The sequence below is a fragment of the Oxalobacter formigenes genome (genome assembly GCF_002127965.1).
Classification (GTDB): domain Bacteria; phylum Pseudomonadota; class Gammaproteobacteria; order Burkholderiales; family Burkholderiaceae_D; genus Oxalobacter; species Oxalobacter formigenes.
In genome coordinates this window covers 732,743-746,251 of sequence record NZ_CP018787.1, presented here as the reverse complement: position 1 = coordinate 746,251, position 13,509 = coordinate 732,743, and the positions used below count along the sequence as shown (strand labels likewise).

At 47.5% G+C, this 13,509-nt stretch carries 12 protein-coding genes; 8 read left to right on the top strand and 4 right to left on the bottom strand.

The window, feature by feature from the left end; all coding sequences use genetic code 11:
• The first annotated feature begins 309 nt into the window (after positions 1 to 309).
• The 6 genes from BRW83_RS11945 to BRW83_RS03525 all read left to right on the top strand — a co-directional run bounded on the left by BRW83_RS11945 (position 310) and on the right by BRW83_RS03525 (position 7,015).
• Positions 310 to 2,937 carry a hypothetical protein gene (locus tag BRW83_RS11945; protein WP_005881482.1) on the top strand — a complete coding sequence of 876 codons (2,628 nt, stop codon included), beginning with the start codon at positions 310 to 312 and terminating at the stop codon, positions 2,935 to 2,937.
• 469 nt (positions 2,938 to 3,406) lie between these two features.
• Positions 3,407 to 4,171 (top strand): MtnX-like HAD-IB family phosphatase, encoded by a 765-nt coding sequence (locus tag BRW83_RS03545; protein ID WP_196793288.1) that lies wholly within the window; start codon positions 3,407 to 3,409, stop codon positions 4,169 to 4,171.
• Between the two features lie 24 nt (positions 4,172 to 4,195).
• Positions 4,196 to 5,044: an alpha/beta hydrolase gene (locus BRW83_RS03540; protein WP_005881485.1), complete on the top strand. Its 849-nt coding sequence runs from the start codon at positions 4,196 to 4,198 to the stop codon at positions 5,042 to 5,044.
• On the top strand, positions 5,041 to 5,400 hold the full coding sequence (locus BRW83_RS03535) for an EamA family transporter (RefSeq protein ID WP_005881486.1): 360 nt from the start codon (positions 5,041 to 5,043) through the stop codon (positions 5,398 to 5,400). Before BRW83_RS03540 ends, BRW83_RS03535 begins: the two co-directional genes overlap by 4 nt.
• Entirely contained in the window at positions 5,397 to 5,816 is a 420-nt protein-coding gene (locus tag BRW83_RS03530; RefSeq protein ID WP_005881487.1) for a DMT family transporter, read from the top strand. The genes BRW83_RS03535 and BRW83_RS03530 overlap by 4 nt, the downstream gene beginning before the upstream one ends.
• A gap of 2 nt (positions 5,817 to 5,818) precedes the next feature.
• Positions 5,819 to 7,015: a DegT/DnrJ/EryC1/StrS family aminotransferase gene (locus tag BRW83_RS03525; RefSeq protein WP_005881488.1), complete on the top strand. Its 1,197-nt coding sequence runs from the start codon at positions 5,819 to 5,821 to the stop codon at positions 7,013 to 7,015.
• Between the two features lie 16 nt (positions 7,016 to 7,031).
• Here BRW83_RS03525 and BRW83_RS03520 read toward each other — a convergent pair whose 3' ends face one another.
• The 3 genes from BRW83_RS03520 to BRW83_RS03510 all read right to left on the bottom strand — a co-directional run bounded on the left by BRW83_RS03520 (position 7,032) and on the right by BRW83_RS03510 (position 10,424).
• A complete protein-coding gene (locus tag BRW83_RS03520) occupies positions 7,032 to 7,904 on the bottom strand; it encodes a hypothetical protein (RefSeq protein WP_036603123.1) in 873 nt (290 codons plus the stop codon).
• A 9-nt stretch (positions 7,905 to 7,913) separates the two neighbouring features.
• Positions 7,914 to 8,873, bottom strand: coding sequence for a GNAT family N-acetyltransferase (locus tag BRW83_RS03515; protein WP_231284506.1), 960 nt, complete (start codon positions 8,871 to 8,873; stop codon positions 7,914 to 7,916).
• 177 nt (positions 8,874 to 9,050) lie between these two features.
• Positions 9,051 to 10,424 (bottom strand): aspartate aminotransferase family protein, encoded by a 1,374-nt coding sequence (locus BRW83_RS03510; protein WP_005881492.1) that lies wholly within the window; start codon positions 10,422 to 10,424, stop codon positions 9,051 to 9,053.
• 374 nt (positions 10,425 to 10,798) lie between these two features.
• On the opposite strand from BRW83_RS03510, the gene BRW83_RS03505 reads away from it, so the two are divergent.
• Entirely contained in the window at positions 10,799 to 11,557 is a 759-nt protein-coding gene (locus BRW83_RS03505) for a MipA/OmpV family protein (RefSeq protein WP_005881495.1), read from the top strand.
• Between the two features lie 58 nt (positions 11,558 to 11,615).
• Here BRW83_RS03505 and BRW83_RS03500 read toward each other — a convergent pair whose 3' ends face one another.
• The gene (locus BRW83_RS03500; RefSeq protein WP_005881496.1) at positions 11,616 to 12,713 is read right to left on the bottom strand and encodes a linear amide C-N hydrolase; all 1,098 of its coding nucleotides are present in this window, start codon (positions 12,711 to 12,713) and stop codon (positions 11,616 to 11,618) included.
• 218 nt (positions 12,714 to 12,931) lie between these two features.
• Here BRW83_RS03500 and BRW83_RS03495 point away from each other — a divergent pair, with 218 nt between their 5' ends.
• On the top strand, positions 12,932 to 13,429 hold the full coding sequence (locus BRW83_RS03495; RefSeq protein WP_005881497.1) for a DUF2059 domain-containing protein: 498 nt from the start codon (positions 12,932 to 12,934) through the stop codon (positions 13,427 to 13,429).
• Positions 13,430 to 13,509 lie beyond the last annotated feature (80 nt).

Below are 13,509 nucleotides of genomic sequence, written 5' to 3'. Positions count from 1 at the left end.
AATATTCAAAATGATCCAGTTCATTCGCTACGCAAAATAAAAACTGAATCGATTCTTTAAAAAATCACCTGTTTCATGACATAAATTAAAAAGCAATATTGCAAAAACGACAACATATGTATTGGTGTAATCCTCTTTTCCCATAATCAACGAATTTATTCGTAGTTTGTCAGTTTTTCAGGAGTAAATATGCTTTACCTCTCTTCACCTGGAGGGAAAAACGGTTTGAATCACAGAAACAGTTGTCAAAAATTCCGTCAAAAGCCAACTCTCTTCGCCTTGTTAATCTCACTGTTGTTCGCACCCCCCGTGTTTGCCGCAGACATTGTTTACGACGGCACTAATACGGGTATGTTGAGACCCAATCCGGAAGTGTCGAACAATACGGCCAATTCCTTGTTTCCCGGTTCCAACGGCTTCAGCAACAATACCGTACTCGTCAGTGGTGGAACGCTCACGAACGTCTATGGTGGAGTGAGCAATAATTACAATCCGAATCTGAACGACGTGGGAACAGGGGCAGAAGATGTCTCGAACAATCAGGTCACCATAAGTGGAAGCGCCAATATTTCCTCCACTATCTATGGAGGCCGTACAAAAACAGGGAATGCCTCAGACAACAATGTCAGCATCGAAGGAGGTACCGGTACACCGTCGGTTTATGGCGGCTATTCTGAGAGCGGTCTGGCGATGCGTAACACTGTCAGCGTCAGTGGTACGACCGGGACAGTGACTGGCGGTAATGGATCAGGTGGTTCAACGTACAATGGTGTGACAGTCAATGCAGGTTCGGCAACTGGAAACATATATGGTGGTTTCAGCTTTAACCTGGGAAACTCGACCAATAATACGGTTCTTTTCATGGGAAATAGTGCCAGTACTATTTACGGAGGAGCTTCCGAGAGAGGAGCTGTCAATGAAAACAGTGTCACCATCACAAACGGGTCAGTATCAAAAGTGTATGGTGCCTATGTCAGCTCATCTTTGGGAACAGAAAATGTAACGGCCAATACGGTGATGATTACGGGCGGAACGATCGGTGAAGTTGCCGGAGCCTATATTCCTTCCGGAACAGGTTCAGCCATACGAAACGAGGTTACTGTCGCAGGGGGCACCATCACGGGTGATCTTTACGGGGGGAGGGTATCCCGTGGGGACGCTTCCCAAAATAAAATTACCATTAGCGGCAATGATACGAGAGTCAGCACATATGTTGTCGCGGGACATGCCGCATCGGGTTCTGCGTATGACAATGAGGTTACCGCAAACGGAGGAACGATCAATACCATTCGCGGTGGCTATGCAACAGGAGGGGCCCAAAATAACAGTGTCATTATCAACGGCGGTAAAATCACGACCATTCAGGGAGGTATTGTCCCGTCCGGTTCCAATAATTCGACAAACAACGAAGTCACTGTTCACGGAGGGGAAGTCAGAGACATCACAGGCGGGACCGCCGTTAACGGAAACTCTACCGGCAATATTGTGACACTCGATGGCGGAAAAATCACTTCTACGGTCTATGGTGGCTCTTCTTCAACGGGCACCATCAGCGATAATACCGTGATCGTCAAAAACACTCCTGATCTGACGACGGCTACCCTGTATGGGGGCTATACTCAAAACGGAACCATCGTCAATAATACTTTCCAGATCTGGAGCACCGGTCTGACCGCCAATAATATCGGCAATTTCGACAATTACCAGTTTATCCTGCCATCCAGTGTCCAGTCGGGCGATACCGTTTTAAATCTGACCAATTCCAGTGGAACGAATGCAAGTTATGCAAAAGTCGGCGTGGCGGTTGCCTCCGGAGGAGCTCCGACTCTCCAGCCCGGTGACCGTGTCACGCTGCTACACAATACAAGTGGTGTGGACAGTAGCGGCGTTACGCAAACTTCCCTGACCGGTATGCAGGGAGTGACGCTCGAGTATGATTTCGAACTCGAATCCGGAGCGGACTATCTGGACGCTGTCCTCAAAAAAATCGGACTCGCTCCCGGTACAGGGATATTCAATAGTGGAAGACTGGCGACATTGGGATTTTTGAATCAAGGAACAGACTTTGCTCTGGACCAGGATATGGAATGTGCCCGTCGCCCGGATGGAACGCTGGATAAAATCTGCGTTTATGGAGCGGTCAGCGGACACGACCTGCACTACGATATCGGCGGAAACAATGCACGGGCGAAAACCACGGGAAGTCACTGGCTGGTCGGCATAAAAGGAAAACTCAATCAGGCGAAAGAAAACGACATTTTCGGTTCCGCCTTCGTCGAGGCCGGTTGGGGCAATATTGATGAACACAGTTATTGGGCCAAAGGGCACGGCGATACGCATTACTATGGACTTGGTCTGACAGCCAGATTTCGCCAGAATGAAGGGACGTTCAAAGGCATTTATAGTGAAGCCAATATCAAAGCCGGACGAACATCGACCAACTTCACCAGCAATCTGAGAGATGCCAGCGGAACTTATGCAGGTTATGACAAGGGTGCCACTTACTATGGTGCCGGTATTGGAGTTGGATACTTGTGGGCATTGAACCAGAATTACAATCTGGATATTTCTGCCAGATATCAATGGATGCACCTGAAAGGGTTCAATGCGGCCATTGTCGGGGACCCATATCATTTCGACGATCTGGACAGCCACCGCACACGAATCGGCGGCAGGCTGAACTATACGTCCGATCCTCAATTCACTCCTTACATCGGCCTTGCCTGGGAGCACGAATTCAATGGGAAGGCTCATGGAACGGCATATGGATATGATCTCGAAGAAGCCAGTCTGAAGGGTGATACAGGTGTGGGAGAAATCGGTGTCCGTTTCAGCCCGTCGGCAAAAAGCCCCTGGACTATCGATGCGAGCATTTTCGGTTACGTGGGACAAAGAGAAGGTGTTGCTGGCAATCTGGTAGTGAATTATAGCTTCTGATGAAACCGGGTCTGACGAATACAATTGGCCTTGAAAAGACAAAAGTAATAATCGTTGGATCCGTCATTCATAAATGGCCGGAAAGACCTGAATTTGTTCTGGCAAAGTTTCTTGTGACTCCTGCATCAGACGATGCAGGAAAAAATAATTCGAACGCTTTATTCGATACCTAAATGAAATATCTGAAACGGTTGAAACTGGTCTGACAGTTAACGATCCGGTTTTCTGCAAGAACCCGATTCGTATTGTTTCCCGGCAACAATTTTTTCCAGCTATGGTTCATTAGTTCAAGCAAGTCTGATGAATATCACTTAAAATTAGCAGAATTTTCCATTTGTAAAAACAACAGCATCGCGATTGCAATATGCCGGTATAAGTGCATAATTGCATCGTGTTTTTTTTTTGAACCAGAAAATGCAGTTTGCATGAAATCCGTCTGTGTTATATATCCCAGACAAAAGATCAAGCCATGTTTTTATCCAAACCGTATTCATTACCGGAAACGACCAGTTCCACTATATCCATTACCGTATTAGGGCGCAAAATGGCAAGGCCGCTTATCTTGTGCGACTTCGACAACACCATCAGCACGAGCGATGTGACGGATACATTGTTGCAACGATTTGGATTGCCGGGTCATGAAGAACTGGAAAAAGACTGGGTCGCAGGCAAGATTGGTTCAAAAGAATGCATGAGTGGCCAGATTGGCCTTTTGAATGCCAGTTTTGACGAATTGAACGATTGCCTGAATCAGATCACGATAGACCCGTTTTTTCCGCAATTCGTAAAAACTGTTAAAAAATACAATATTGACTTGCACATCGTCAGTGACGGTCTGGATTACGCCATTGATGCAATTCTGCAGCGTTACGGGCTGGAATCCATCCCCATCTATGCCAATCATCTGATTCAGACAGGTGAACGAAACTGGAAGCTGGATTTTCCTTACGAAAGTACAAACTGCAAGAAAAAAAGCGGACACTGCAAGTGTATCCATACACGGCAACAGACCGGTGAGCAACGCCGGATTATTTATGTAGGCGATGGTGCTTCCGATTATTGCGTTTCACACCAGACAGACTGGGTACTTGCAAAAAGCAATCTGATCGATTATTGCCGCAAGAACCAACTGAACCATTCGCCGATCCAGACCTTCGCAGACGCAGAAAGACTTCTGCCTGAATTATTGCCGGAAATCTTCGTGCCTGTCACTGAAGACGCCATTCTGGTTTAAACCTGTTTTTCGCATAATAATAAAATGATTCAGAATGCCGAATTCATCCTGCCGGGCAACCGCACAGGTGTTTTATTGATTCATGGTCTGACCGGTACGCCCAATGAAATGAGGATCGTCGGCAGAGGCTTGAATCGCGCCGGTTTTACTGTCTATGCCATGCAACTGGCCGGTCACTGTGGCGATGAAGCCGATCTGAACAAGACGACATGGCAGGATTGGTATAAAAGCGTTGAAGAAGCGGCTTTCAAACTCCAGGAACAGGTCGATCACATTTTTGTCGCCGGTTTGTCCATGGGAGCCCTTCTCTCGCTGAAGCTGGCAGCCGAACATCCGGAATTTGTCAAAGGCGTCGGAGTTTACGGCGTCACATTCAATTACGATGGCTGGAGTATGCCCCTTTGGGCAAAACATTTTTTCTTTCTTCTTACCTGGCTCAAGCGCTTCAATCTTTTTCAAAAAACGTCCTTTCTTGAACAGCCGCCTTATGGACTGAAAGACGAACGGATCAGGGCAACCGTTGCGGAAAGCATGGCTAGCGGAGACAGCACTCAGGCAGGCCTGGCAGGAAATCCTTTTCCGGCGCTGGCAGAGATGCAAAAACTCGCTGCCATCGTCAGAAAAGAGCTGCCGAAAGTGCATTCGCCATGCCTGATCCTGCATTCCAGCCATGATGATATTGCCGATATCAATACCAATGCAAAAGTGGTCGAAAGCAACGTTTCCGCCCCTACAAAATTCGTTCCGCTGGATGACAGTTACCATATGATTACGATCGACCGGCAACGCCGTCAGGTTATTGAAGAATCAATTGATTTTTTTGAGAAAATTGTGGCATCTTACGCTCTGGATTCCAACAGGCAACAAAGATGAATACACTCATTATTTTCACCTGGCTTGGCAATGTCATTCTCGATACGCTGGGACAGCTTGCCTTTAAACGGGCAGCGACAGTATCCAAAGAAGGCGAAGGCTGGCATTACTGGGTCAACCTGTTTTCCAATGGCTGGTTATGGGTGGGAATCGGTTCATACGTCGGCGAATTCCTGTTATGGCTGGCTTTCCTCACTCTGGTTCCCCTCTCGGAAGGAATTCTTCTCGGTTCGGTCAATATCATCGCTGTGATGGTGGTAGGACGTATTCTGTTCAAAGAAAAACTGACCCCTTTGCGTCTGACAGGCATTCTGCTCGTCGCTTCAGGCGTTGCTGTTGTGGGAGCGTTTTCATGAAACGGATTACCTTTTATCTTGTCGGGTTTGCGTTCCTGATGTTTTTCGACACACTCGGGCAGTGCAGTTTCAAGATGACCGCGATTCATGCGCTGCCACTGACCTTCGATCTTCCCTGGCTCGGTCGTGTTTTCTGGCAACCCTATGTTTACATGGCTATTGGTGGCTACATTGGCGCCTTTTTCACCTGGATGACCTTGTTGAAACGTGCGCCGGTCGGTCCCGCATTTGCCGCATCGCATCTGGAAGTGGTTACGGTCATGATCGCATCCGTCTGGGTATTCAACGAAGAAATCACGATACCGGGCCTGATCGGTGCAGCCCTTATCATAGGTGGTATTATCTGTCTGGCATTTGCTGAAAAAGAACTGGCTGATAAAGAGAAAGTGGAAGAAACCGGAAAAGCACTGGAATAAAAATGGCGAGGCACTACGAGGTTCCCCCTACAGCAGGCCTACCTCCCTCCATCAGTGATCTGTTCACCAGCGGAGGCGATCTCGCCGACATGGCTTCCCGGGTAATGGGACTGACATCTCCACAAGTCGAATGTTCCGGGACAGCATCCCTTGTCATTGCCCTCGAGACACTTAAAAAGTCTTCCACACGCAGTGAAGTCATCATTCCTGCCTATACCTGCCCTCTGGTTCCCATCGCCATCGCTCATTGCGGTTTGCAAGTCAAATTGTGCGATCTGGCTCCCGACGATTTCGATCTCGATATGAAGCAGCTTGCGTCTCTTGTCACGGAAAACACGCTTGCTGTTCTCCCTACCCACCTCGGTGGCCGTGTCGCCAATATCGGAGAAGTGAAAAAACTGGCTGCTCCATTCGAAGTGACAGTCATTGAAGATGCTGCCCAGGCACTGGGCGCCGATGTGGGCAAACACGGGGATATCACCTTTTACAGTCTTGCTGTCGGAAAGGGGCTGTCAACTTTCGAAGGCGGCCTCATGACGGCAAATAACGGCGAATTGCGTCAGGGACTTCTGAAAACGAGTCAAAACATCATACCTTCCGATATGCCTTTCGAATTGCGCCGGTGCATTGAAATGATCGGGTATAGCTTCTTCTATAATCCGAAAGGTCTTCATTACGTTTACGGCCAAACCAGAAGAAAAGCCCTTCAGGCCAAACAACCGGAAGAAGCCATTGGCGACGTTTTCGATTTTGATATCCCCTTGCATCGTGTCAGCCGCTGGCGTATGAAAGTCGGTGCAAACGCCATGAAACGACTACCTGAATTTATTGAACAAACCGGCCGTCAGGCATTGAAAAGATGCGACCGGCTCGATGCCATTTCAGGTATCAGGGTCATCCGGGATAAAAGCGATGCACGTGGAGTCTGGCCCTTTCTGATGGTGCTTATGCCCGACAGAACAAGCCGGGATGCAGCGCTGAAAAGTCTTTGGTCGTCACCGCTTGGTGTCACCAGACTGTTCATGCACGCCCTGCCAGATTATAACTACCTTGGAAAAATCGTCCCGGCCACTCATGCCCCGAATGCACGTGATTTTGCAAACCGGATGTTGACGATATCAAACAGTCTCTGGCTGGACGACGAAAGGTTTGGGAAAATCTGCCAGACACTGGAACTGGCTGTCGGTCAGAACAAATAAAAAGCATTACATGCCCTTATCGCTGCAAGGCGGCCAGAACGCGTGAATTGAATTCCTGCTGCTGTTTCTGCCACACCTGTAACTGTTCTCCCGGCACCGGTTCCTGACCGTCCATCCAGCTCAAAAACCGTTTCCAGCGATTCTGATATGTCCAGTTGGACACTTCGCCGTTAATATCGCTCGCGATCAGTCTGGACTTCAAAACATCGATTATCCGCAAGAGATTTGGTTCGGTCATCCGCCCCTGATCCCAGTTGGTACACACTGTTTCTTTCGAAAAAGCATCCTTGTCGATGGAAAGATATACCGGCAACTGTCGATGACGCTGGATTTCGACAAAAGCTTCCACCAGTTCATCAGGTGAGTCGAAACGTCGAGCGGCATGACCCAGTCCGACCGTTTTCATCCAGCCTATATCGACGTCCATACACCAGTAAGTCAGCTTTCCGGCATACAACGGCCTTAAACGGTTTTCCCACGCATGAGCCACTCCAATGTCACCGGATGTGATTCCCAGGACATGAATGTGGCTGACCCGGCTCAGTTTTGCGGCATGGGAAACCCATGAGCCACAATGAATTCCAAAAGGAAAACGCATGTTGTCGGGATGATTGTCGAGAATGACGAGTTCAAGAGAATCCGAAGGTTCAAGTTTGCGGCATGCTTTTTCAACCAGCAATGCGCTTACATGATGAAAATCACCGCTTCCCATGAAAACGGTCCCGTAATCCGGCGGCATTTCCCGATCGAGCAAATCGCCAAGACGTGCGAATGCATGCATGGAACAGCCATAGCGTATCTCGTCCTGCCAGTCAGCCAGATTGATGATCACCGACCCCGGAACATTTCCGGTGCTTTGGTCGAAATCGAGAATGACGGGCTGAGCCATAATATTCAATCAGTTTTTACTGGAAGCTTTCGTTTCCTGCCACTGGCTGTCGCTTTCAAACAGGCGTTTCAAACGGCTTAAAACGAATCTCAATACCGGATTGCGGATATAAACCGCATGTTTTGTAAACGTGAAACGTGCGCCAAGATACGATTTGATTTCCGGGTCAGTCCAGCCGGCAACATAAGTCTTCAGTCCCTTTTCCAAAGCATAATTCAGATTTTCGAACCAGCTCAGGAAATAAAGATTGCATTCTCGTGCAGCCGGATATTCCAGCCCGATATATTTGTCGATCAGGATGTCATCCCTGACGAAACAGATATTGTATCCGATCAGTTGCCCGTCACGATAATAGGTGAAGATGACGCTGCCCGCTGCCTTGTCCTGCAACAGTGCCGAGAAAAATTCTTTTGATAATAAATCGAAATGGATTTCACTCTGCTTGAAGACATTCAGATAAAGACGATAGAACAACTCCAGCATTTCCGGTTTATGAAAACAGGGATCGTCTCCATTCAGAATGCGTACCTCGACGTCACTGCGTTTTTTCAGTTTACGTTTGAGATCCTTGCGGCGCGAGCCTGACAAGCGCCCCAGATAATCAGCCTCATCGCGATGATTGACGGGAAGCCATGCGAGTGCCTGCCCTTCCATGATCAGAAAACCCTGTTTTTCCAGCTCATCAATACATTGGCGTGCATAGATATTATCGGAATCCGAAAGAAGCGGAGACTCCAGCGGGATATCCTTGACGATCAAAAGAGGAAAATGTTTCGCCTGCGTCTGCTTCAGTTGAAGGGCAAATTCAGCTGGTGAGACTGTTTCAGGCAAAAGGGTGTATTCCGAGACTGTCGTTCCGATAAAACATGAAAAAAAACGGAGCCATTTTCCCCAGAAACGATAAAGCGGAAGATGAAATATTTTTTGCTGCAGGGCCGGTTCCATCGTCGTCAGCAAATCGAAATTCATGCAAAATGCTGGCACATTTCCTGCAACGGACGAAACGGAAAACCCCTCTGGGGGATGTTGGATAAATTGACTGACCAGAGTATCGGGTTCGAGCTGGTTCCGGTAAGACAATGCGTATCCCCGTTGAAAAATGCAATTCCCCTTCCCGGTAAAATCCGGAAAGGGGAATTCGTACAGTTAAGCGTTTTTGGCTCTTGTGATCAGTTGATCCAGCAATGCCAGACCCTGATCGATTTCTTCAGTGGTGATATGCAAAGACGGCGCCAGTGTAATGACGTTCTTGTAATATCCGCCCACATCCAGAATCAGGCCCATTTTCTTGCCCTTCCAGTCCAGATCGCCAGACAGGCCGATTTCAACCATCTTGTCGAGCAAAGCCTTGTTCGGCGTAAAACCGTCATCGGTACAGATTTCGGCACGAAGTGCCAAACCCAGACCATCAACATCACCGATTTCCTTGTGACGTTTCTGCAAGTCTTTCAGGCCTTCGAGGAAATGGGCCCCTTTTGCCATGACCATCGTTTCGTAATCCGTTTCCTTCAGCATCTGCATGACTTCCAGACCCAATGCTGTACCCAGCGGGTTGGACGCAAAGGTGGAATGGGTTGATCCCGGCGGGAAGATGGTTGGATTGATCAGCTCTTCACGTGCCCACAAACCACCCAGCGGATTCAGGCCGTTCGTCAGGGATTTGGCAAATACCAGAATATCCGGGGTGACGCCGAAATGCTCGATCGACCATAATTTACCGGTACGGTAAAAACCCATCTGGACTTCATCGACAACCAGCAAGATACCGTACTGGTCGAGTACCTTTTTGATTCCCTTGAAGAAATTCATCGGTGGTACGACGTAACCGCCTGTACCCTGAATCGGTTCGATATAGAAAGCGGCATATTCGGACTCGCCGACTTTAGGATCCCACACCCCGTTGTATTCGGTTTCGAACAAACGTGCGAATTCATTGACACAGTGCTCACCATATTCTTCGGCCGTCATGCCTTTCGGACGACGGAAAGGATACGGGAAAGGAATGAATTGCGCGCGATCGCCGAAATGACCGTAACGGCGACGATAACGATAGCTGGAAGTAATGGAAGACGCGCCCAGCGTACGACCATGATAGCCCCCCTCGAAAGCGAACATCAGGCTTTTTCCGTGAGTGGCATTACGGACGAGTTTCAAGGAGTCTTCAATACTCTGTGATCCACCGACGTTGAAATGGACACGCCCATCCAGACCGAATTTCGACTTCATGTCTTCGGCAATCACTTTCGCCAGCTGGATTTTTGTCGGATGCAAATACTGGCTGGCGGTTTGTGGCAGGATGTCGATCTGTCTTTTCAGGACGTTATTCAGGCGTTCGTTGCCATAACCGAAATTGACCGCCGAATACCACATCTGGAGATCCAGGTAAGATTTTCCGGCCGTGTCATACATGTAACTCCCTTCGCAATGCGCGAAAATATTGGGATGTTCGACATAATGGACAGTATCGCCAAACGAACAGTATTTCGCTTCGTCCGCCAGCAACTGAGCGTCATCAGGCACTTGCTGCCCGGCATGCAACTCATTCTTGGTCATTTTCATTCCTTTAAAAGAGACCGAATTTCGATTATAAAAGAGCGTCCCTGTGTGAAGGCAGCCTTTTGGTAAAACGTGTTTGAGCGACCGATTGTACCCACCTTTTTGAATGAATCGTCAAGCTGGGTTGATCTATGAAAAAACTCGGCAATGACTCTGAGGTAAAGTTACAATGCAACTACATCGGGACGAAATGATATCACGAATATTTTAAGGATTTTTCCTGTAATGTTTGCTGAAATCAATACACATCTTTAGCATCCAAATTTCCTTACAATTTGTTACACTTTGCCAACTGTTTCCATACAATCATTCAAATTGATTATTCAAAATAAACTTTCATGAAAAAATACCGGATTGGCAGGCTGGGTGTAACGGCATCGGCTTGCCTGTTTTTAGCGACATCAAGTTTTCCCGTTCTGGCCGATACACTCACCATAGGCGCAGGCACTCACTACGCGAATACACCATACAAGAATTACAATAATCATGGTGAATTCATGCCGGTCATCATGTATGACAGCGACCGCTTTTACATTGACGATGACGTTGCAGGAATTTATCTCGTCAAAAACAACACTCATGAAGTCGATGTCGGCATCGGCATTACCGACCTGGAATTCAATAACGATCATGCAAGCGGTGTCATGAGAAAATTGCGCACGCGCAAAATAACGGCGATGGCAAGCCTGAATTACCAGTACAAAACGAATGTCGGCAATTTCTTTGCCTCAGTCGCGGCCGACGTTCTCGACCGGCATAACGGTTTCACGGCAGACGCCAGCTATGAAGCCCCTTTCCAGATCGGACGATTCGGTATGGCCATCCGCGGCGGCTTGCAGTGGCAAAGTTCGAATTACAATAAATATTATTTCGGTATCAGCAATGAAGAATCGCAATTCACAGGATTGTCGTCTTACAATCCCGGCAGCACCGTTTCCCCATACATAGACGCTTCGGCCATGTATTCCATCACGAAAAACTGGGGGATTTTCCTGACCGGGCGCTACGAAAGAATGCCATCCGAAATCAAGGATAGCCCTATGGTCTCCCGTTCTGGCAATCTTGTAATCGAAAGTGGAATCACTTATTCATTCTAGGAAAACATTTTTCCGGGATAATACAGCCTGTTTCAATAGGTTTGAAACAGGCTTTTTTCTAGAGCGCATCCATAAACATCAAGGGTTTCGATTCATTGAAATAAGAGGACACTTCCCCGGAATAAATCTGATTGTTTTGAAGATCCAGTTTTTTCACTGGCGCCCCTTTCCTGAAATCCACTTTATCGAACGCAACCCAGATCACATTCGGTCTTGTCGCGGAATCAAAATAGTAAATCCGGTTTTTCTGGTCCGATATGGTTCTCCAGATCGTGGAAGACAAATTGGGCTTGTCCGGTATTGAAATGCCCAGCGGGACACTGACTGCACGTGAAATGCTCATGACTTGTGCGACCGCCTGATAATCATAGGACCTGCCCGGTACACCGCTGATGTAGTTCGGGTCTTCTTTTTTTGGAATGGCATCGAGATAGAAAGAAGCCCGGGCAAACCGGTCGGACGATTTGTTCGTTCCGGGAAGGAAAACGAAACCGCCGATTTCTTTCCAGTAATTATTAATGGCCAGTTGCTGGTTATAAACCGGAGAATTGGTGAGGACTTTATATTCCCGACCATGATAAATATTCAGCTTGCCGTCAACGTATTCGAAAATGGCAGAATCTCCTGTCGAATCGGAAACGGACAAGTGCAGACGCGGTTCTGAACCATTCGGGATGATTTTGGAGTAAACCAGATGCAACGGGTTCTTTTGCTGGGCCGCAACTGCTTCAGAGACAGTAGCGTAATTATCGAGAAAATACTGCAGCCAAAGACTCAGGGCGAGAACCTTTTCGTTTTTGGATGGTTTGCCATAATCGGTTTCAACCAGAAAAAGCAAATTGGCGACGAGCCCTTTTTCATTCATGCCATCGGTACTTCCCGCACCATACCCGGAAGTGATTACACTGCCATATCTGGATTCCCAGTTCAGTGAAGCCGAACCTGCCAGACCATTACGCACCATTCCCCGCGGGAAAATCCAGAGATCGGATTTCATATCCTCCTTCCAGTCCATGTTACGGCCTGTCGCGACCATATTTTGTTCCCCGACATATAAAATGCGGGTACAGGCAAGTACCGGCTGACTGCTCAACGAAATACCGAACATGGTCATCAAGCCGAGTGCCAGAGCAGAAATCTTTTTTTTGCAAATCATGGTTTTCCCTTTGAAAAGCCCGTTTCAAACTTATCCATTCTTCATCATTATTGATAATGAACGCAAAAAAAATTTCACTTTTTACATTGATCAATCTCTCATCTTTTTATTTCCCTTCTGCATCTGATATCCTTGAGAAATGCATTCGTATGCATATGCGCGTATTTCATCCTGTTCCGTTTTACGCATGAAACGAACTCCCTTACAAGGACATTATCATGAGACGTCTGTTTTTCATTTTCTTGCTCGCCATGTTGGCATCACCGGTTTACGCAGCTCCCGTTCAGGATGCTTCCATCGAAAAACTGCTGAGCCTGACCGATGCAAAAAAATTGCATGACTCCGTTATTGCAGATTCGGACGAAATTGTCGATTCGACGTTAAAACCTATGCTGATGCGTGAAAAAACGACTCCGGAACAAACAGCGTTTGTCGATTCATTTTTAATGAAATACAAAAAAATAATCAGGGATGAACTATCATGGGAAAAAATGATGCCTTCTTATATCCGCATCTATCGCGAGACTTTCACTGAAAAGGAACTGAATGACCTGATAGCCTTTTACGAATCGCCGACCGGAAAAATGTTTGTCAAAAAAACACCCGTCATCCTCGAAAAGACGTCCAGTGTGATGCAGCAGAAGATGGTATCCATCCTGAGCAGGATGAATGCCATGCTGGAAGAAAGCATGAAGCAAATGTCCGCAAAACATTGACGGGAAATATGGAAATATCTAGCTGTGTGCCTGCGTTCCTGCAAGAGAGCGTTCTGTTTGCGTCAGGACTGGATACGTGA

Bases quoted from the DNA above. Each gene is read 5' to 3' on its own strand.
- BRW83_RS03535 (WP_005881486.1), top strand. From the start codon at position 5,041: ATGAATACACTCATTATTTTCACCTGGCTTGGCAATGTCATTCTCGAT.
- BRW83_RS03540 (WP_005881485.1), top strand. From the start codon at position 4,196: ATGATTCAGAATGCCGAATTCATCCTGCCGGGCAACCGCACAGGTGTT.
- BRW83_RS03545 (WP_196793288.1), top strand. From the start codon at position 3,407: ATGTTTTTATCCAAACCGTATTCATTACCGGAAACGACCAGTTCCACT.
- BRW83_RS03520 (WP_036603123.1), bottom strand. From the start codon at position 7,904: ATGGCTCAGCCCGTCATTCTCGATTTCGACCAAAGCACCGGAAATGTT.
- BRW83_RS03530 (WP_005881487.1), top strand. From the start codon at position 5,397: ATGAAACGGATTACCTTTTATCTTGTCGGGTTTGCGTTCCTGATGTTT.
- BRW83_RS03505 (WP_005881495.1), top strand. From the start codon at position 10,799: ATGAAAAAATACCGGATTGGCAGGCTGGGTGTAACGGCATCGGCTTGC.
- BRW83_RS03525 (WP_005881488.1), top strand. From the start codon at position 5,819: ATGGCGAGGCACTACGAGGTTCCCCCTACAGCAGGCCTACCTCCCTCC.
- BRW83_RS03495 (WP_005881497.1), top strand. From the start codon at position 12,932: ATGAGACGTCTGTTTTTCATTTTCTTGCTCGCCATGTTGGCATCACCG.
- BRW83_RS03500 (WP_005881496.1), bottom strand. From the start codon at position 12,713: ATGATTTGCAAAAAAAAGATTTCTGCTCTGGCACTCGGCTTGATGACC.
- BRW83_RS03515 (WP_231284506.1), bottom strand. From the start codon at position 8,873: ATGAATTTCGATTTGCTGACGACGATGGAACCGGCCCTGCAGCAAAAA.